The sequence below is a fragment of the Actinoallomurus rhizosphaericola genome (genome assembly GCF_024055675.1).
Taxonomy (GTDB): domain Bacteria; phylum Actinomycetota; class Actinomycetes; order Streptosporangiales; family Streptosporangiaceae; genus Actinoallomurus; species Actinoallomurus soli.
Window position 1 is genome coordinate 485339 of sequence record NZ_JAMXMW010000003.1, and the last position, 17999, is coordinate 503337.

16 protein-coding genes are annotated in these 17999 nt (G+C 71.5%); 12 read left to right on the forward strand and 4 right to left on the reverse strand.

What is annotated here, in order from left to right:
- Positions 1-559 precede the first annotated feature (559 nt).
- A complete protein-coding gene (locus NE234_RS09905) occupies positions 560-2653 on the reverse strand; it encodes a DNA gyrase/topoisomerase IV subunit B (RefSeq protein WP_252778593.1) in 2094 nt (697 codons plus the stop codon).
- A 187-nt stretch (positions 2654-2840) separates the two neighbouring features.
- Between NE234_RS09905 and NE234_RS09910 the strand changes: the two genes are divergently transcribed.
- The 4 genes from NE234_RS09910 to NE234_RS09925 all read left to right on the forward strand — a co-directional run bounded on the left by NE234_RS09910 (position 2841) and on the right by NE234_RS09925 (position 6098).
- Positions 2841-3743, forward strand: coding sequence for an ABC transporter ATP-binding protein (locus NE234_RS09910; RefSeq protein WP_252778594.1), 903 nt, complete (start codon positions 2841-2843; stop codon positions 3741-3743).
- The gene (locus NE234_RS09915; RefSeq protein WP_252778595.1) at positions 3740-4804 is read left to right on the forward strand and encodes an ABC transporter permease; all 1065 of its coding nucleotides are present in this window, start codon (positions 3740-3742) and stop codon (positions 4802-4804) included. Before NE234_RS09910 ends, NE234_RS09915 begins: the two co-directional genes overlap by 4 nt.
- Before the next feature lie 132 nt (positions 4805-4936).
- The gene (locus NE234_RS09920; RefSeq protein WP_252778596.1) at positions 4937-5167 is read left to right on the forward strand and encodes a DUF7455 domain-containing protein; all 231 of its coding nucleotides are present in this window, start codon (positions 4937-4939) and stop codon (positions 5165-5167) included.
- A gap of 208 nt (positions 5168-5375) precedes the next feature.
- A complete protein-coding gene (locus NE234_RS09925) occupies positions 5376-6098 on the forward strand; it encodes a YaaA family protein (RefSeq protein WP_252778597.1) in 723 nt (240 codons plus the stop codon).
- Between the two features lie 219 nt (positions 6099-6317).
- Here NE234_RS09925 and NE234_RS09930 read toward each other — a convergent pair whose 3' ends face one another.
- The 3 genes from NE234_RS09930 to NE234_RS09940 form a co-directional block, all read right to left on the reverse strand.
- Positions 6318-7952 (reverse strand): RNA polymerase sigma factor, encoded by a 1635-nt coding sequence (locus tag NE234_RS09930; RefSeq protein WP_252778598.1) that lies wholly within the window; start codon positions 7950-7952, stop codon positions 6318-6320.
- 198 nt (positions 7953-8150) lie between these two features.
- Entirely contained in the window at positions 8151-10208 is a 2058-nt protein-coding gene (locus NE234_RS09935; RefSeq protein ID WP_252778599.1) for a SpoIIE family protein phosphatase, read from the reverse strand.
- Positions 10209-10682: 474 nt separating this feature from the next.
- A complete protein-coding gene (locus NE234_RS09940; RefSeq protein WP_252778600.1) occupies positions 10683-11255 on the reverse strand; it encodes an HhH-GPD-type base excision DNA repair protein in 573 nt (190 codons plus the stop codon).
- 160 nt (positions 11256-11415) lie between these two features.
- On the opposite strand from NE234_RS09940, the gene NE234_RS09945 reads away from it, so the two are divergent.
- The 8 genes from NE234_RS09945 (at position 11416) to NE234_RS09980 (ending at position 17961) form a co-directional block, all read left to right on the forward strand.
- On the forward strand, positions 11416-12102 hold the full coding sequence (locus NE234_RS09945; RefSeq protein ID WP_252778601.1) for a molybdopterin-dependent oxidoreductase: 687 nt from the start codon (positions 11416-11418) through the stop codon (positions 12100-12102).
- Positions 12099-12863 carry a cytochrome b/b6 domain-containing protein gene (locus NE234_RS09950; RefSeq protein WP_252778602.1) on the forward strand — a complete coding sequence of 255 codons (765 nt, stop codon included), beginning with the start codon at positions 12099-12101 and terminating at the stop codon, positions 12861-12863. The genes NE234_RS09945 and NE234_RS09950 overlap by 4 nt, the downstream gene beginning before the upstream one ends.
- An 81-nt stretch (positions 12864-12944) precedes the next feature.
- Positions 12945-13196: a hypothetical protein gene (locus NE234_RS09955; protein ID WP_252778603.1), complete on the forward strand. Its 252-nt coding sequence runs from the start codon at positions 12945-12947 to the stop codon at positions 13194-13196.
- Between the two features lie 121 nt (positions 13197-13317).
- The gene (locus tag NE234_RS09960; protein WP_252778604.1) at positions 13318-14817 is read left to right on the forward strand and encodes a hypothetical protein; all 1500 of its coding nucleotides are present in this window, start codon (positions 13318-13320) and stop codon (positions 14815-14817) included.
- Positions 14818-14904: 87 nt separating this feature from the next.
- Entirely contained in the window at positions 14905-15690 is a 786-nt protein-coding gene (locus NE234_RS09965) for a putative hydro-lyase (RefSeq protein ID WP_252778840.1), read from the forward strand.
- Positions 15687-16430, forward strand: a complete 744-nt coding sequence (locus NE234_RS09970; protein ID WP_252778605.1) for a LamB/YcsF family protein — start codon at positions 15687-15689, stop codon at positions 16428-16430. Before NE234_RS09965 ends, NE234_RS09970 begins: the two co-directional genes overlap by 4 nt.
- Positions 16427-17125 carry a 5-oxoprolinase subunit B family protein gene (locus tag NE234_RS09975; RefSeq protein ID WP_308206869.1) on the forward strand — a complete coding sequence of 233 codons (699 nt, stop codon included), beginning with the start codon at positions 16427-16429 and terminating at the stop codon, positions 17123-17125. Before NE234_RS09970 ends, NE234_RS09975 begins: the two co-directional genes overlap by 4 nt.
- Positions 17122-17961, forward strand: a complete 840-nt coding sequence (locus NE234_RS09980; RefSeq protein ID WP_252778606.1) for a 5-oxoprolinase subunit C family protein — start codon at positions 17122-17124, stop codon at positions 17959-17961. The genes NE234_RS09975 and NE234_RS09980 overlap by 4 nt, the downstream gene beginning before the upstream one ends.
- Positions 17962-17999 lie beyond the last annotated feature (38 nt).

Sequence of the window (17999 nt, forward strand, 5' to 3'; positions counted from 1 at the left end):
ATGGCCGATCGCTCCGGGCCTGATGGCCTGGAGCGTCGATTGAAAAGCGGGCACAAGGCTCGGTGACCGTAACCGCGAAACGGCATGCACGACGCTGAGCGACAGCCCCGACTGCTTCACCGAGCATTCGGCTCGCCCGCCGGATCGACGACCGATCCGCCGGGCCTTACCCGGCAACGGCGGCGCCGACGTGACTGCGCGATCGGGTCTGAGGACGCGAAACGACAGCCGGCGACGGCCTCTGCCGAGCATCCGGTCCGCTCATCGAGGCCGACGGCAGGCCACGACGTCGAACGACGGCCGGCAGAGCAGGCCGGTCGCGCAAGCCCCGACTTCTCGCGTTCGATGACCGCCGGGCGGCGGAAAGGCGTGGCGGCCGCCTCCGCGAAACCGCGCAGGCGTCGCAGAACAGGCGGCTCGGCGACGACCTTCGCCGGGCTTTTGGATCGCCCGCCCGGGTGTGAGCAGCCTCCGGCGCCGGACGCCGTGTCCACCGGACGCAAATATCCGGCGGACGCCGGGTCCGGCGGACGCGGTGTCCGGCGGGCGCGGCCAGGGGTCAGATGTCGATGCGGGAGTCGTCGAGTTCGGCGGCGCCGGCGGCGATAAACTGGCGGCGCGGCGCGACCTCCGACCCCATCAGGAGGGCGAAGATCTTCTCCGCCTCCTCGGCGTCCTCGATGCGGACGCGGCGGAGCATCCGGTGGCGCGGATCCATCGTCGTCTCGGCGAGTTGGTCGGCGTCCATCTCACCGAGGCCCTTGTAGCGCTGGATCGGCTCCTTCCAGCGGATGTTACGGCGCTCGAACTCGACGAGCTTCTTGCGCAACTCGGCGTCGGAGTAGGTGTAGACGTGCTTGTCCTGGCCCTTCCTGGGCTTGACCAGCTCGATCCGGTGCAGCGGCGGAACGGCGGCGAAGACCCGGCCTGCCTCGAGCATCGGCCGCATGTAGCGGTGCAGCAGCGTGAGCAGAAGGCACCGAATGTGCGCTCCGTCCACATCCGCGTCGGCCATCAGGATGATTCGCCCATATCGGGCGGAGTCGAGGTCGAAGGTGCGGCCAGAGCCGGCGCCGAGGACCTGGATGATGGAGGCGCACTCGGCGTTCTTGAGCATGTCGGCGACGGACGCCTTCTGCACGTTGAGGATCTTGCCGCGGATCGGCAGCAGCGCCTGGAACTCGGAGTTTCGCGCGAGCTTGGCGGTGCCGAGCGCCGAGTCCCCCTCGACGATGAACAGCTCGCTGCGGTCGTCGCTGGTGCGGCAGTCGACCAGCTTGGCGGGGAGCGCGGAGTTCTCCAGGGCGCTCTTGCGGCGTTGGTTCTCCCGCTGCTGGCGGGCGGCGATGCGCGCCTTGGAGGCCGCGACGATCTTTTCCAGAACGGCGCGCATCTGCTGCTTCTGGCCGCGCTTGGGGCTCTCGAACGCCTCCTTCAGCTCCCGGGAGACCACCTGGGAGACGATGCGGGTGGCGGCCGCGGTGCCGAGGACCTCCTTGGTCTGGCCCTCGAACTGCGGCTCCGGCAGGCGCACGGTGACGACGGCGGTGAGGCCCTCAAGGATGTCGTCCTTGACGACCGGCTCGTCGCCGTTCTTCAGCAGCTTCGTGGCGCGCAGCTCCTCGTTGATGATCTTGACGAGGGCGCGGTCGAAGCCGGTGACGTGCGTGCCGTGCTTGGGCGTGGCGATCACGTTGACGAACGACCGGGTGATCGTGTCGTAGCCGGTGCCCCACCGCATGGCGACGTCGACGTCGATGTCGCGCTCGACGTCGGTCGGGGTGAGGTGGCCCTGCTCGTCGAGGACCGGGACCGTCTCGGTGAAGTGGCCGCGGCCCTGGATGCGCAGCACGTCGCAGACCGGCGCGTCGCTCGCGAGGTGGTCGCAGAACTCGCTGATGCCGCCATCGAACCGGAACTCGTGGTCGACGGGCTCCTCGCCGCGCTCGTCGCGGACCGTGATGGTCAGGCCGGGCACGAGGAAGGCCGTCTGCCGCATGCGGTCGATGACGGTGTCGCCGGCGATCGCGGCGTCCTTGAGGAAGATCTGGCGGTCGGGCCAGAAGCGCACGCGGGTGCCGGTGATGCGCTTGGCGACCCGCTTGGTCTGGTGCAGGCCGCGCTGCCTGGCGGGCTTCTTGGTGAACTTGGCGTCGGGCCCGTCGCCGGCGAAGTCGCCGGGCAGGCCGCGCTTGAAGCTCATCGCGTGGGTCTGGCCGTCCCGGTCGACCTCGACGTCGAGCCGGGCGGACAGGGCGTTGACCACGGACGCGCCGACGCCGTGCAGGCCGCCGGAGGCGGTGTAGGAGATGCCGCCGAACTTGCCGCCCGCGTGCAGCCGGGTCATGACGAGCTCGACACCGGTCAGCCCGGTCTTGGGCTCGACGTCGACCGGGATGCCGCGGCCGTCGTCGCGGACCTCCATCGAGCCGTCGGCGTGCAGGAAGACGTCGATACGCGAACAGTGACCGCCGAGCGCCTCATCGACGGAGTTGTCGATGATCTCCCACAGGCAGTGCATGAGGCCGCGGCTGTCGGTCGACCCGATGTACATCCCGGGTCGCTTGCGGACGGCCTCGAGACCTTCGAGCACCGACAGGTGCCGCGCGGTGTATCCGTGCGGGTCCTCAGCGGTGATGGTGGCGGCGGTCAACGGCTGTGCTCCTCGGGGGTAGGACGTGCGGGCAGCAGGCTACCCGCCGGGACCGACACTACGCGGACCGGCGCGCCGGTCCGGTACGCCCTCCATCTTCGGGAGGAGACGACCGCAGGCCGTTCCAGATCGGCGAATCCACCGGTAGGAGGGTGTTCGGTGATCAAAGCATCCCTAGGGTTCAGCCATGCCCAAAACGATTGTCGCCAACGACCTGCGAAAGCGGTACGGCGACGTGCAAGCGGTCGACGGAGTGACCCTGTCCGTCGAGGAGGGAGAGTTCTTCGGCATCCTCGGGCCGAACGGCGCGGGGAAGACGACGACTCTCGAGATCATCGAGGGACTGCGTCAGGCGGACGGCGGCGAGGTGACGGTGCTCGGCCGGTCGCCGTGGCCGCGCGATCCCGCGCTGCTGCCGAGGATCGGGGTGCAGCTGCAGGCGTCCTCCTTCTTCGAACGGCTGACCGCCCGGGAGCAGCTGCGGACGTTCGGCTCCCTGTACGGGGTGCCGTACCGCAAGGCCGACGCGATGCTGGAGACGGTCGGCCTCACGGAGAAGGCGGACACTCCGGTGGAGAAGCTGTCCGGAGGCCAGGCGCAGCGGCTGTCGATCGCCTGCGCGCTGGTGCACGAGCCGGAGCTGGTGTTCCTCGACGAGCCGACGGCGGCGCTGGACCCCCAGGCGCGCCGCAATCTCTGGGACGTCCTGCGCGCGATCAACACGGAGGGCCGCACGATCGTCCTCACGACGCACTACATGGACGAGGCCGAGACGCTGTGCGACCGGGTCGCGATCATCGATCGGGGCCGGATCCTGCGGAGCGGGCCGCCGGCCGCGCTGGTCCGCGACCTGGACGCCGCGACCCGGATCAGCGTCGCCAGCGGCGTGCTGGGCGAGAGCGAGGCGCGTGCGCTGCCGGGCGTGGATGACGTGACCGATGACGGCGTCTCGCTCGTCATCGCGACGCGTGACCCCTCCTCCGTCGTGGCGGCGCTGGCCGGCCGGGGCGCGCTGGACGGCGTCCAGATCAAGGGCGCCACCCTCGAAGACGTCTTCCTCGAACTGACCGGGCGGGAGTATCGGGCGTGAGCAGTTTCCAGAGCCTGGCGCGGGCCATGTTCCTCGGGTTCCGGCGGGACCGTGGGGCGCTGTTCTTCACGATCGCCCTGCCCCTGCTGTTCCTGCTGATCATCGGCGGGATCTTCGCCCGGCAGTCCACGCCGAAGTCGAAGGTCCTGGAGATCGGCGCGGTGCCGATCGTGGACCAGATGCCGGCGGAGATGCGGGCGGGGATCGACAAGTCCCTGAAGTTCACGAGGCTGTCCGACCGGGACGCCGCCCTGGAGAAGGTGCGCAAGGGCGACTACGCGGCGGCGATCGAGCAGAGCGGGGACCGGGTGGTGCTGCACTACTCGGCCGCCGACCAGGTCAAGACGGGCACCGTCCAGGGGCAGCTCGACGGCCTGGTGCAGGCCGCGAACCAGGCCGCGTCCGGCAGGCCGCCGAAGTACCGGCTGGAGGGACAGCAGGTCGAGGACAGGTCGCTCAAGCCGATCCAGTACATCACCCCCGGCCTGCTCGGATGGGCGCTCGCCTCGGCCGGCATGTTCGGCGCGTCCACCACACTCGTGACATGGCGGACGAAGGGCCTCCTCCGCCGGTTGCGCCTGTCGCCGGTGCCGATCCGCAGCGTGTTCGCGGCGCGGGTCGCCGTCAGCCTCGGGGTGGCCCTGGTGCAGACGGCGCTGTTCATCGGCGTGGCGACCATGCCGTTCTTCGGGCTGAAGCTCGCGCACTACTGGTGGATGGCGATTCCCATGGTGCTGTGCGGGGTGCTGGCCTTCCTCGCCATCGGGATGCTGATCGGGGCCTGGGCGAAGACGCAGGAGGCGGCGCAGGGGGTCACGCAGATCGTCGTGCTGCCGATGGCCTTCCTCGGTGGATCTTTCTTCAACATCGACGACGCGCCCCGGTGGCTACGGATCATCTCGGAGATCTTCCCGCTGCGTCATTTGAACAGCGGGATGCTGAAGGTCCTCGTACGCGGGGAGGGACCGGCGTCGGTCCTACCGCAGATGGGCGTCCTGTTGGGATTCGCGCTCGTCGCCACACTGATCGCCGTTCGGGTGTTCCGCTGGGAACAAATCTGACAATCGCCACCACCGTGACCTTTGTCACCTGAGGGGGTATTCCGCTCTGGGCGTACACAGAACCCGCATGGGAACGTCCGCGTCAGGTTAGATGTTGTCCTAAGCGACCGACCCCGAGACGAGGAAGGCGACGTGACTGGAGCTCTTGCCCCAACCAAGCCGCTGACGGCCGTGGACCGCTGCGACCGCTGCGGTGCTCAGGCCTACGTCCGCGCGGTCCTCGCGGGCGGCGGAGAGTTGCTGTTCTGTGCGCACCACGGCCGTAAGTACGGCGAGACGCTTCGTGCGAAGGGCGCTGAGATTCACGACGAAACCGACCGGCTGCTTGAGACCCCTGCACCCCCACCGGAGGACGAACGGTAGGCCAGGCCAGCCGACCCGATAATCCATGAGACGGCGGCCACCCAGCCAGGGTGGCCGCCGTCTCGTTGCGTTCCACCGCAGGGCAGGATCGGCCGGCGGAGGAGACGATGCCGAGCCGCCATCCCGCCCGCGCACGGAGTCGGCGGAGGAGGACGATGCCGGTCCCGCCACCCCGTCAGCGCACGGAACCGGCCGATGAAGGAGGACGATGCTGATCCTGCTGCCCCCGTCCGAGGGCAAGGCCGGCGACGGCGACGGGCCGCCGCTGGACCCGTCCACGCTGAGCCTTCCCGGACTGGCCGCCACCCGTGAGCGGGTACTCGACGCGCTCGACGCCCTGTGCTCCGGCCCGGCTGAGGACGCGCGGCAGGTCCTCGGGCTGTCCGCCGGGCAGTCCGGGGAGATCGCCCACAACCGCGCGCTGCGTACCGCGGCCACGCTGCCCGCGTCGCGGCTCTACACCGGCGTCCTGTACGACAACCTGGGCCTGCCGAGCCTCGACCCGGAGCGCACCGCACGCTCCGTCCTGATCTTCTCGGCGCTGTGGGGCGCGCTGCGGCCCGCGGACCGCATCCCGCCGTACCGACTGTCCATGGGCGTACGCCTGCCTCCTCTCGGCCCTCTGGCGGCCGTATGGCGCCCGGCGCTGACCGCGGCCCTCCCCGCGGACGGCCTCCTGGTGGACATGCGCTCCGCGCCGTACGCTGCCGCGTGGAAGGCCCCGGCGGTCCGGGTGCGGGTGTTCCGCGAGCGGGAGGGCCGGCGCACGGTGGTCAGCCACATGGCGAAGGCGACCCGCGGGGCGCTCGCCCGTGACCTGCTGGCGAACGGCGCCGACCCGGCGACGCCGGAGGAGCTCCTGAAGACCGTCCTGGACCTCGGCCACGCCGCCGAGCTCAACGGCACGGATCTCGACCTGATCACCCACTGAGGCCGAGGAGCAGGACGGAACATCACCCACTGACGCCGCAGGAGTCGGACGGAACCGGCCGGCACTCCCCCGCCCCGGCTGACCCTTCCAGCGCGAACCGGCCGACCTTCACGCGGACGGGCCGGTGCCCCCATGCGAAGAACCGCCCCATGCGAAGAGGGTCCGGACGGGAACTTCCGTCCGGACCCTCTTCGTTATGCGATCGTTAGGCGAGATCCCTCAGTCGAGGTAGTCGCGCAGCACCTGAGAACGGGACGGATGCCGCAGCTTCGACATCGTCTTCGACTCGATCTGACGGATCCGCTCGCGGGTCACGCCGTAGACCTTGCCGATCTCGTCGAGGGTCTTCGGCTGGCCGTCGGTCAGGCCGAACCGCATCGACACCACGCCGGCCTCCCGCTCGCTCAGGGTGTCGAGCACGGAGTGCAGCTGCTCCTGCAGCAGCGTGAAGCTGACCGCGTCGGCGGGCACGATGGCCTCGGAGTCCTCGATCAGGTCACCGAACTCGCTGTCGCCGTCCTCGCCGAGCGGGGTGTGCAGCGAGATCGGCTCCCGGCCGTACTTCTGGACCTCGACGACCTTTTCCGGCGTCATGTCCAGCTCCTTGGCCAGCTCCTCCGGGGTCGGCTCGCGGCCGAGGTCCTGGAGCATCTGACGCTGGACGCGGGCCAGCTTGTTGATGACCTCGACCATGTGGACCGGGATGCGGATCGTGCGCGCCTGGTCGGCCATGGCGCGGGTGATCGCCTGCCGGATCCACCACGTGGCGTACGTGGAGAACTTGTAACCCTTGGTGTAGTCGAACTTCTCGACCGCGCGGATCAGGCCGAGGTTGCCCTCCTGGATCAGGTCCAGGAACAGCATCCCGCGCCCGGTGTAGCGCTTGGCGAGGGAGACGACGAGCCGCAGGTTGGCCTCGAGCAGGTGGTTCTTGGCCCGGCGGCCGTCCTCGGCGATCCACTCGAGGTCCTCGAGCACCTGGAACTCCAGGGTGTGCCGCTCGAGGGCGAGCTTCTCCTCCGCGAACAGGCCGGCCTCGATGCGCTTGGCGAGCTCGACCTCCTGCTCGGCGTTGAGCAGCGGGACCTTGCCGATCTGCTTGAGGTAGTCCTTCACCGGGTCGGCGGTGGCGCCGGCCGCGGCGATCTGCTGCGCGGGAGCGTCCTCGTCGTCGTCTCCGATGACGAAGGAGTCGTCGTCCGACGTGGGCTTCTTGTCGGCGACCGCCGCAGGGGCCTCTTCGGCCTCCGCATCGGCCTCGACGGCGACGTCGGCGTCGTCCCCGGTCTCCAGGTCGGCGTCGTCGGCGACGTCGTCGAGGTCGGTGAGGTCCGCGTCGTCGAGGTCGGTGACCTCGAGCTCGGCGTCGTCGGTGACCTCGTCGGTGTCCTCCGGGTCCTTGGCCGCCTTCTTGGCGACCGGAGCCTCGGACTTCTTCTTGGGCGCTGCCTTCTTGGGCTTGGCCGCGGGCTTGGCCGCGGCGGTCTTCTTGGCACGTGCGGGCCGCGCGGGCACGTCGACGTCGTCCTCGACGACGGCGGTGACGGTGTCCTGCTCTTTGGCGGCGGCGGTGGTCGTCTTGGGCTTCTTGGTCGCGGGCGTCGCGCGCTTGCTGCTGTTGCGCGCGCGCTTAGGCGCCGCGGAGTCGGCAGCGCTCACCATGACGGTCACACCCTCCTTGCTAAGACTCCGCAAGATGCTCGAGGCCTTCGACACGGGAATGTCGGCCTCCTCGAACGCACGGCGCACGTCATCGGCCTCGAGGTAGCCCTGGGAACGCCCACGCTCGATCAATTGCCTGACAACGTGCTCGTGCAGCTCGGACGGCTTGGAGGTCGAACTCGCAGGCGACACAAACACCTCTCGAACGAAACGTGTGGCTATGTTTACCCAGTGCTCTGTCGGGCGCCGGCCCTGCAGGCCCTTTGCGCTGAGCAGCGTACCCCTGCTTCACTGTCGGTTTAGCAGTCTGGCACGCCCGCGTATTCCGCGCGGTGGAGTCCTGCCCGGTGACACCCACCTTAGAGGGCACTGAGCGGTCCTTCGTACGTGCTACGCCGTCTTCGGCGGAACATGTAGGGCAAGTACTGTCACGTCATCATCATGGTCGTACCCGGCCAGCATCCGGTCGACCAAGAAGTCAACGAGTATCTCAGGATCGGCAAGCACCTCCGGTGGGGCGGCGGCGGCGATCGACACGATCTCGTCGAGACCGGCGTCGAGCCCCCGTCTACGGTTCTCCACCAGTCCATCGGAGTAGAACACCACAGTGTTGCCGGGTGGGACCGAAAAACTTGTCTCTTCTCGTTCGGAGGGCCAGCCGAGCGGGGTCCCCGCCTCGGCGGTGCTGACCCGCGGCGGGCCGTCCGGCAGGATCCGCAACGGCGGCAGGTGGCCCGCGTTGCTGATCGAGCCTTCGCCGGTCGCGGGGTCGATGACGGCGTACGCGAGCGTGGTGATCTGCTCCCATCCCTCGGTGGCGCCGAAGAGCCGGTCCAGGCCGCCGATCACCTTCGACGGGCGCGGGTCGTTGAGCGCGAGGGCGCGCAGCGCGTTGCGCACCCGGCCCATGCCGGCCGCGGCCTTGACGCCCTTGCCCATGACGTCGCCGATCACGATCGCCACCCGGCCGTCGCCCAGCGGGAAGGCGTCGTACCAGTCGCCGCCGACCTGCACGTGGCGCGTCGCGGGGTGGTAGCGGGCCGCCAGGCGGATCGGCGGCAGCTGCGGGAGACGGTCCGGCAGGAGGCTGCGCTGGAGCGCCTCGGCCGTCTTGTGCTCCCGCTCGAACAGCGTCGCCCGCTCGACCGCGAGCGCGCACTGACCGGCCAGGGCCTCGAGGAAGACGCGCTCCTCCTCGGTGATCTCCCGCGGCCGGGTGAAGGAGAACCGCAGCGCGCCGAGGGCACGGCCCGCGGCCAGCAGCGGCAGGCCGACCCACGCGCGCTCGTCGGTGCGCCGTACGAAGTCGGCGATCTCCTCGCCGCGGAGCTGCAGCCGCAGGCTGACGGGGTTCTCGGCGAGGAACGGGCGCCGCTCGCGGACCGCGATCGACATCACGCTGGCGCCGTCGATGCCGATCTCCTCGCGGGCGGGGCCGGGGAGCTCGGGGATGCCGCCGGGCGTGATCATTCGCAGGCGGAGCTTGTCGTCCTCGAGGAGGGCGACGGCGGACCGGTCGGCGCCGATCGCCGAGCGGCCGACCTCGGTGATCACCGAGACGACCTGGTTGACGGTCAGCGCCTCGGCCAGCATGGACGTCGCCTGCTGGAGGCGTGCGGTGCGCAGGGCCGCGGCCGACAGCTGCTCGGTCAGCCGGCCCCGCATCTCCTCGGCCTCGCGCTTGCCGGTGACGTCGGTGTTCGCGCCGACCCACTCGACGATCTCGCCGTCGCGGCGGATCGGCACGGCGCGCACGTCGTAGTTGCGGTAGCCGCCCGCGCGGGTGCGGATGCGGTAGGTGGCCTCGAAGATCCGGTCGTTCGTCACGCAGGAGCGCCAGGTCTCCTCGATGCGCGCCCGGTCCTCGGTGTGGACGGCGCCCAGCCATCCCTCGGTGGCGTACTCCTCGTGCGTCTGGCCGGTGATGGCGCGCCACTCGGGCGCGTCGTCGACGACCTCGCCCGCGGGCGTGGTCACCCAGACGACCTGGGAGCTGGCCTCGACGAGGGAGCGGTAGCGCTCCTCCTTGCGGCGGATCGACCGCTCGGCCAGGACGCGGTCGGTGACGTCGACCGCGACCATGACGACCCCGGACACCTCGCCCTCGGCCGTGTGCGTGGGGAACCAGGAGTGCGCCCAGTGCCGGTCGCCGACGGCCAGGTCGACGTCCGAGACCGCGCGGTCCTCCTCGAGGACCTTGCGGGCGGACGCCTCGATGACGCCGCCGAGCTCCCCGGGGACGACCTCGGCGGGCCTGGCGCCCTCCAGGTCGGTGACGCTCACGCCGTGCATGCGCGCCAGCGCGTCGTTGGCCCGCTTGAAGCGCAGGTCGGTGTCGAACAGCGCGAAGCCGATCGGAGCCTCCCGAAGCAACGTGGTGAGCAGCGCCGAATCCGACGCGTCGAGGCCAGAGATCCGGGGCTGCGGCACAGACGTATCGGTGCTCACCGTCGACACCTCCGTCGCGCGCTCGGCCCTACTGCGAGGCATTTCCGCATCACTATGGGTGAATGGGAGCAGGCTAGCGCTCCCGCCTCCATCACAACACCGCTCGGAGTCAGGTTTTCATCATCTCGATGCTTCGGCGCCGACGGAAGCCCCGCCCGGCAACGTTATTCCGGCGGCCGCGCGAACGCGCCCTCCGGTCACCCGCCGGGCACCCGGCACGAGGCCGCGTATCCGGTGGGAAGCATGATGATAGGGGCCGATCGGCATCGGGCGGGCGACATCCCCGATCTCGGCGAGTCCCGTGTCGTACGGGCGACGCGCTGAACGGTACGCAGGCGCCGTTCCGATGGCGCGTCGCCTTCGCGGAACATTTCCCACTTTGACAAGCTTTGTAAATCAGCGGCGTCCGCGATCCCGCGCCCGAAGAGTGAGCAACGTCTCCCGGATTCGCGCCGCGGGAGCGGCCCTCCGGCCTCAGGCGCGCGCCCTGGCGGCGGCCTTCATCTCCTGCTTGTAGGCGCGGACCCGGCCCAGGGACTCCTCGTCGACGATGTCGGCCACCGAGCGGTGCGCGCCGTCGTCGCCGTAGTGGCCGGCCGCCTCGCGCCAGCCCTCCGGCCGTACGCCGAGCCGCTTGCCGAGGAGCGCGACGAAGATCCGGGCCTTCTGGTCGCCGAAGCCGGGCAGCGCGCCGACCCGCCGCAGGAGCTCCCGCCCGGACGCCGCCTCCGTCCAGACGCGCTGGGCCTCTCCGTCATACCCCTCGAGCACCGCGCGGCTGAGAGCCTGCACACGGCCCGCCATCGCCTTGGGGTACCGGTGGAGGGCGGGCCGCTCGCCGAAGACGGCCACGAGCGCGTCAGGGTCGTAGCTGGCGAGTTCCTCGGCGTCGAGGTCGTGCCCGAGCCGTCGCGCCAGCTCGTACGGCGCCGCGAACGCCCGCTCCAGGGGCACCTGCTGGTCGAGCAGCATGGCGATCAGCAGCGCCAGCGGGCTGCGGTTCAGCAGCGCGTTGGCCTCGGGGTCGATGGGCAGCGAGATCGTCATGGCGTCCTCCCGGAACGTTCGCCCTTCATCCTGCACCCTGCGGACTCCGCCGGTCACCCGGGGTCACGACGCGGTGGCCCGGCGTCGTAGATGTGACGGTTCGCGAACGTGTCGGCCGCCGCGGTTCCGGCGCCGGCGCCGACGGTGCTCGAATAGGGACATGAGCGGCGAAGGAACACCTGTCGGCCGGCGCGTCGTCCTCGGCATGGCCGGCCTCGGAGCCGTGGGCGTGGCGATCGGCGCGCGCGTGCAGAGCGGCGTGAGCCGCGCCTTCGGACCGGTCGGCTCCCGGGTCACCGGGCTGATCCCGGCGGCCGGCGGCTTCCGCTTCTACTCGGTGGTCGACTCCGTACGGCACGTCGCCCCGGCGGACTACCGGCTCACCGTCGGCGGGCTGGTGGAGCACCCGCGGACCTTCCGGTTCGCCGACCTGCAGGCGCTGCCGCAGACGCGGATGACCGACACGTTCCACTGCGTCACCGGCTGGACGGTGCCCGACGTCGCCTGGGCGGGCGTGGCCCTGCCCGACCTCCTGGACGTGGTGGGCGTACGGCCGGGGGCCAGGGGCGTGCGGTTCACCTCGTTCGACGGCGCGTACACCGACACCCTCACGCTGGAGCAGGCGCGCCGCCGCGACGTGATCGTCGCCACGAGCATGCTGGGCGGCCCGGTGAGCCACGAGCACGGCGGGCCGGTGCGGATGTACGTCGCGCCGATGTACGGCTACAAGTCGACCAAGTGGCTCGGCGGGATCGACCTGGTCGACCGGGTCAGACCGGGGTACTGGGAGACGCGCGGCTACGACGTCGACGGCTGGATCGGCCGGTCGAACGGATACACGTCATGACCGAGCGGAGCGAGGGAATCGAGAGCGCGGCTCCCCCGGTCATCTCCTCCGACGAAGGAGGCTTCATGATCCGCTTCAGCCGCGCCGTACGGGGCGTGCACCACGTGACGGCCCTGCTCATGCTCGTCTGCCTGGTCACGGCCGCCATGCTGTACGTGCCGGCGCTGGCCGAGGCGGTCGGCCGCCGCCACCTGATCCGTACGATCCACGTGTTCGCCGGGTACGCGCTGCCGGTGCCCGCGCTGCTCGGATGGGTCTCACGGGCGTTCCGGGACGACGTGCGGCGGCTCGACCGGTTCTCCCCCGACGACTGGCGGTGGCTCCGGGGACGGGACCGGCGGGTGACCGTCGGCGGCCGCGGGATCCACCCGGTCGGCAAGTTCAACGCGGGCCAGAAGCTGAACGCGGCGTTCGTCGCGGGGGCGATCATCGTCATGCTCGGCACCGGGTTGATCCTCGCGTTCCCGCACCCGTGGCCGGACACCGTGCGCACCGGCGCGACGTTCGTGCACGACTGGCTGACCCTGGCGATCTTCGTGGTGATCCTCGGGCATCTCTGGTACGCCCTCCGGGACCCCGGGGCCCTGTCCGGGATGTTCCTCGGGCACGTCACGCCGGAATGGGCGGCCTGGCACCACCCGGCCTGGCTCGACGAGCAGCATCACCATTCGAAGGGAAATTTCGGGCGATCTGGTGAGCTCACCGCCCCCACCGGGAACACCGAGGAGGGCAAGGACGACCTGTCCCCCCGGAGGTCTTGACACTTCTTCGGGGGAGGATCGAGATTGGGCGCGGAGCGGGACGCAGGTGGACTGAGATCGTCTGGTGCGAGAGGTGTCCGCATGACCTCCACGCAGCTGGTCTGGCAGGCCGACGTACGAGATCCGGTGATCGGGCGGCTCCGCCGGGAGTTTCCCTCGATCCCCGGCGACGCCGTTGAGCGGTGCGTTCGCGACGTCCGGCGGCGGGCCCGGCACCTGGGGGTCGACCTGACGCCGAGGCTGGTCGAGGCCGTCGCGCGCGAGCACCTGATGTCGATGATCAAGTCCGAACCGCCCTCCGGACGCCGACCCGAACCCCTGCCGGGCGAGTAGGGTGAGTGGTCGGACACTGGACCACTAATCCCTCGCGCACCCTCCTCGGGCGCGCTACGGGACGTACTCCGAAAAGGTAGACCGTGAGCGACCTGCGCGAGGTGGGCACCGGGGAGGCCGCATGACACGGCGCCCCACGCCGCCGCCGGACGCCGTGTTCGCCGAGATGCTCCGCGCGGCCCGTGAGCTCCTGGCCGTTCGCAGCCCGCTCGACGCCGAGCTGATCGTCAGCGAGATGCTCGGCGCCTGGTGGGGCAAGCGGCTCGTGCACGACGACGTGGAGAAGGTCATCGGCGAGGCGCTGGTCGACCACGCGGCCACGGCGCGCACGCCCGCGGCGCTGGCCCTGCTCACCGGCATCGCCGCGCTCGGCACGCCGCGGCAGGCCGCCAAGGCCGAGCGGGCCGCGCTGCGGCTCATGGACGCCGGGGTCGCGCGGCCCGGCTGGGCCGACCGCGTCGGAAGGGTCGCCTGCGAGGAGTGCCACGTCTCGCGCGACGTCTACGGGGACCAGGACTCGATCGTCTGCATCTACACCTATGGCGGCGAGGAGCGCCACGCGCTGGTGGTGGTGATCGACCACAACGAGCGCGGCATGGTGGTCGACGCGTGGGTGTCGTCGCAGGTGGACAAGCTGCTCGGCTACTGCCGCAAGGAGGCCGAGGAGAGCCCCCTGATGCGGTTCGAGCCGATCGCGCCGGCGGCGGCCCGCGCGCGGCTGGAGCGCGCCCTCGCGGTGACGGACGACACCGAGGACCCACCGGTCAAGGAGACCTTCGGCAACTACCACGCGTTCGTACGGGCCCGGGTGCGGGCGCTGCCGCCCGGCGGCCACGTCCCCGTCACGCCCGTCTACGGCCACGACCGCCGGGCCACGATGGCGGCGCAGTTCCTCGCGTCGGACGAGGCCGAGGAGCTCTCGGACCGTTCCGCGGCGAGCCGCTGCGTCGACCGCATCATCGACTACGGCTGCGACCACGACTTCGGCCGTCCGCTACGGGTCAGCCCGGTCAAGTGCGAGACGTTCCTGCTGCACTGGCTGCCGCGCAAGGTGATGCTGTCGCCGGCGGAGCAGGAGGCGATGCCGCACGTGCTCGCCGCGTGGGTGCGCTGGGCGAGCCGGCGGACCGGGCTGCCCGAGGAGGGCGTCCGCCAGACCCTCGACAAGGTCTGGGACATCACCGGGAAGTTCGCCGAGGCGTACCGCGATCCGACGACGTTCGGGCTCGACCGGGAGCTGGTGGAGCGGCTGCTGCCGGACGGCGACCTGGAGGCCCTCGCCCGGCGGGCGTTCGCGTTCCCCTTCCTGACCGGCGGCAACGCCGACATCGACCTGACCCGTCTGAACCCCTCCGTCGACGCGGACCGGCGCCTGCTGCTGGCGTTCGAGCACCCGGACGCCGACCCGGCGCACATCGAGGCCCACCTCCGGCTCGCCGCCCGCATCTGGGACGGCGACCCGCCGCAGCTGTGGACGGTCGCCGAGCGCCTGCTGGACCGCGGGCACGACCGCCACTCGATCCTGCACCGGTTCATGGCGATCCTCCGGGAGACCGGGGGCGATCCCCGCGCCCTGCGGGCCGCCCTCCTCGCGCTGCGCGACGCCCCCGACCTGTCCTAGCCGTCCTGGCCGTCCCGGCGGCCGGGAACGGACGGCGGGGCCGCGCGGTAAACGGCGTGCAGTGGGCATGAAGCTGCCATGACGACCATGGATCAACCCGCGATCCTCACCCCCTCTCAGGCCCGTGAGGTGTTCCGGACCGGCGAGACGCCGGTGACCACGAGCGGCTGGTGCCGGGGCTACGTCCAGGCGAACCTCCTCGCCGTCCCCCGCGACCTGGCCTTCGAGGCCCTGCTGTTCGCGGTGCGGAACCCGGCGGCCTGCCCGCTCCTGGAGATCACCGACCCCGGCGACCCGTACGCCCGCGAGGTCGCCGCCGCCGACCTGCGGACCGACCTGCCCGCCTACCGGATCTACCAGGACGGCGTGCTCGTCGCCGAGACGCCCGACGTCACCGAGTACTGGCGGGACGACCTCGTCGCGTTCCTCATCGGGTGCAGCTTCACGTTCGAGACGGCGCTCGCGACGGCGGGCGTGCCGCTCCGCCACGTCGAGCAGGGCCGGAACGTCCCGATGTACGTCACGTCGCGGGAGTGCCGGCCCGCCGGCCGGCTGGCGGGGCCGCTGGTCGTGTCGATGCGGCCGGTCCCCGCCCAGCTGGTCGACGTCGCGGTCGAGGTGACCGCACGGTACCCGGCGATGCACGGCGCTCCGGTCCACATCGGCGATCCCGCGGAACTCGGCATCACGGACCTCGCGCGCCCCCAGTTCGGCGATAGCGTTGAGTTCGAGATCGGTGACGTCCCGGTCTTCTGGGCCTGCGGCGTGACGCCCCAGGCCGCGGTGATGGCGAGCGCCCCGCCGTTCGCGATCACCCACGCGCCGGGACGGATGCTGATCACGGACCGCACCGAGGAGACCCTGGTTACATGATCGATCTCAACGCCGACCTCGGAGAGGGGCTCGGCCCCTGGCGCCTCGGCGACGATCTCGCCCTGCTGTCCATCGTGAGCAGCGCGAACGTGGCGTGCGGGTTCCACGCCGGCGACCCGGTGATCATGCGCCGTACGTGCGCGGCCGCGGTGGAGCGGGGCGTGGTCATCGGAGCCCAGGTGTCCTACCGCGACCTGTCCGGATTCGGCCGCCGGGAGATGGACGTCGCCCCGGAGGAGCTCACGGCCGAGGTGCTCTACCAGATCGCCGCGCTCGACGGCATCGCACGGGCCGAAGGCGACCGGGTCCGCTACGTGAAGCCGCACGGCGCCCTGTACAACCGGATCGTCCGCGACCCGGTGCAGGCCGAGGCCGTGGCCGCCGCGGTCGAGGCGTACGACCCGGCGCTGCCCGTGCTGACCCTCCCCGGATCGAAGCTGCACCAGGTGACGGACCTGACGATCGTCAACGAGTGCTTCGCCGACCGCGCCTACACCCCCGCCGGCACGCTCGTCTCCCGCCGTGAGCCCGGTGCCGTGATCGAGGACGTGGCGCAGGTGACCGAGCGGGCGCTGCGGATGGCCGTCGAGGGCGTGGTCGAGGCCACCGACGGCACCCGGATCCGGGTCGACGCCCGGTCGATCTGCGTGCACGGCGACACTCCCGGCGCGGTCGAGCTCGCGAAGGCGGTCCGCCGGGCCGTCGAGGAGGCCGGCGTCCCGCTGAAGGCGTTCGCGTGAAGGTCCGGCGCGTCGGCGACGCGGCGCTGCTGATCGAGACCGAGGCGCCGCACCGCGTGGACGCCGCCGTGCGCCGGCTCGCGCTGCCGGAGGTCGTGGGCGTCGTGCCGGGGGCACGGACGGTGCTGGTCACGGTCAGGCCGGGCACCGAGGTGGGGCGCCTCGGGCCGCTGCTCGACGACCTGCCGCTCCCAGAGCTCGACGAGGTCGCCGCGGATCCGGTGTGCTTCCCGGTCGTCTACGACGGCGCGGACCTGGACGAGGTCGCCGGGCTGACCGGGCTGTCCCGCGACGAGGTGGTCGCGCGGCACGCGAGCGCCGAGTACGTCGTCGCCTACCTCGGGTTCTCGCCGGGTTTCGGGTACCTCACCGGGCTGGACGAGGCCCTGCACGTGCCCCGCCGGGACTCCCCGCGCACGGCGGTGCCCGCCGGCTCGGTCGCGATCGCGGGCCCGTACGGCGCGGTGTATCCGACGCCGTCGCCGGGAGGCTGGCGGCTGCTCGGGCGTACGACGATCACGCTCTGGGACGTCGAGCGGGACCCGCCGTCGCTGCTGCAGCCCGGCACCCGCGTCCGGTTCGCCGCCGAGCGGGCCCGGGTCCGGGCGGTGCCCCCGGCCGGGTCCGGGCGGGCCCAGGAGGCGGAGGTGGCCGATGAGGCTCAAGTGGCCGACGAGGCGGAGGCGACGCGATGACGATCGAGGTGGTCCGCCCCGGCCCGCTCTGCACGGTGCAGGACCTGGGCCGTCCCGGGTACGCCCACCTCGGTGTGCCGCACTCCGGGGCGGCCGACGCCGCGAGCCTGCGGCTGGCCAATCGCCTGGTCGGCAACCCGGAGGACGCCGCCGGCGTGGAGCTGACCTTCGGCGGCGCCGCGCTGCGGTTCCACGCGCCGGCGTGGATCGCGGTGACCGGCGCGCCGGTGCGGGTGAGCCCCGGCGCGATGAACGCCCCCTGCCACGTCCCGGCCGGCACCACGGTTGAGTTCGGCGTCCCGCCCGCGGGGGTCCGCACGTACGTCGCGGTCCGGGGCGGCGTGGACGTCCCGCCCGTTCTGGGCAGCCGCTCGACGGACCTGCTGTCCGGGCTGGGGCCCGACCCGCTGGCGGCCGGGGACCGGCTGGCCGTGGGACGCGCGTCCGAACCGATCACCGTGGACTGCGCACCCGGCTACGAGCCCGAGGACGAACCGGTCCTGCGGGTGCTGCCGGGGCCGCGCGACGACTGGTTCGAGAGCCTCGAACCGCTGATCCGGGGAGACTACGAGGTCAGCTCGCACAGCAACCGGATCGGGGTCCGCCTGGAGGGGCGGCCGCTCGTACGGCGGCGGGAGGGCGAGCTGCCGAGCGAGGGAATGGTCATCGGGGCGCTGCAGGTGCCGCCGAACGGGCTTCCGATCATCTTCCTCGCCGACCACCCGACGACCGGCGGCTATCCGGTCGCGGCGGTGCTGACGACGGCCGACCTCGGCCGCGCCGCCCAGCTCCGTCCGGGCCAGCGGGTCCGGTTCCGCCTCCTCGCCCGTTCCTGAGCCGTGCTCACCACCGCGCTCCGCCTCCTCACTCACTC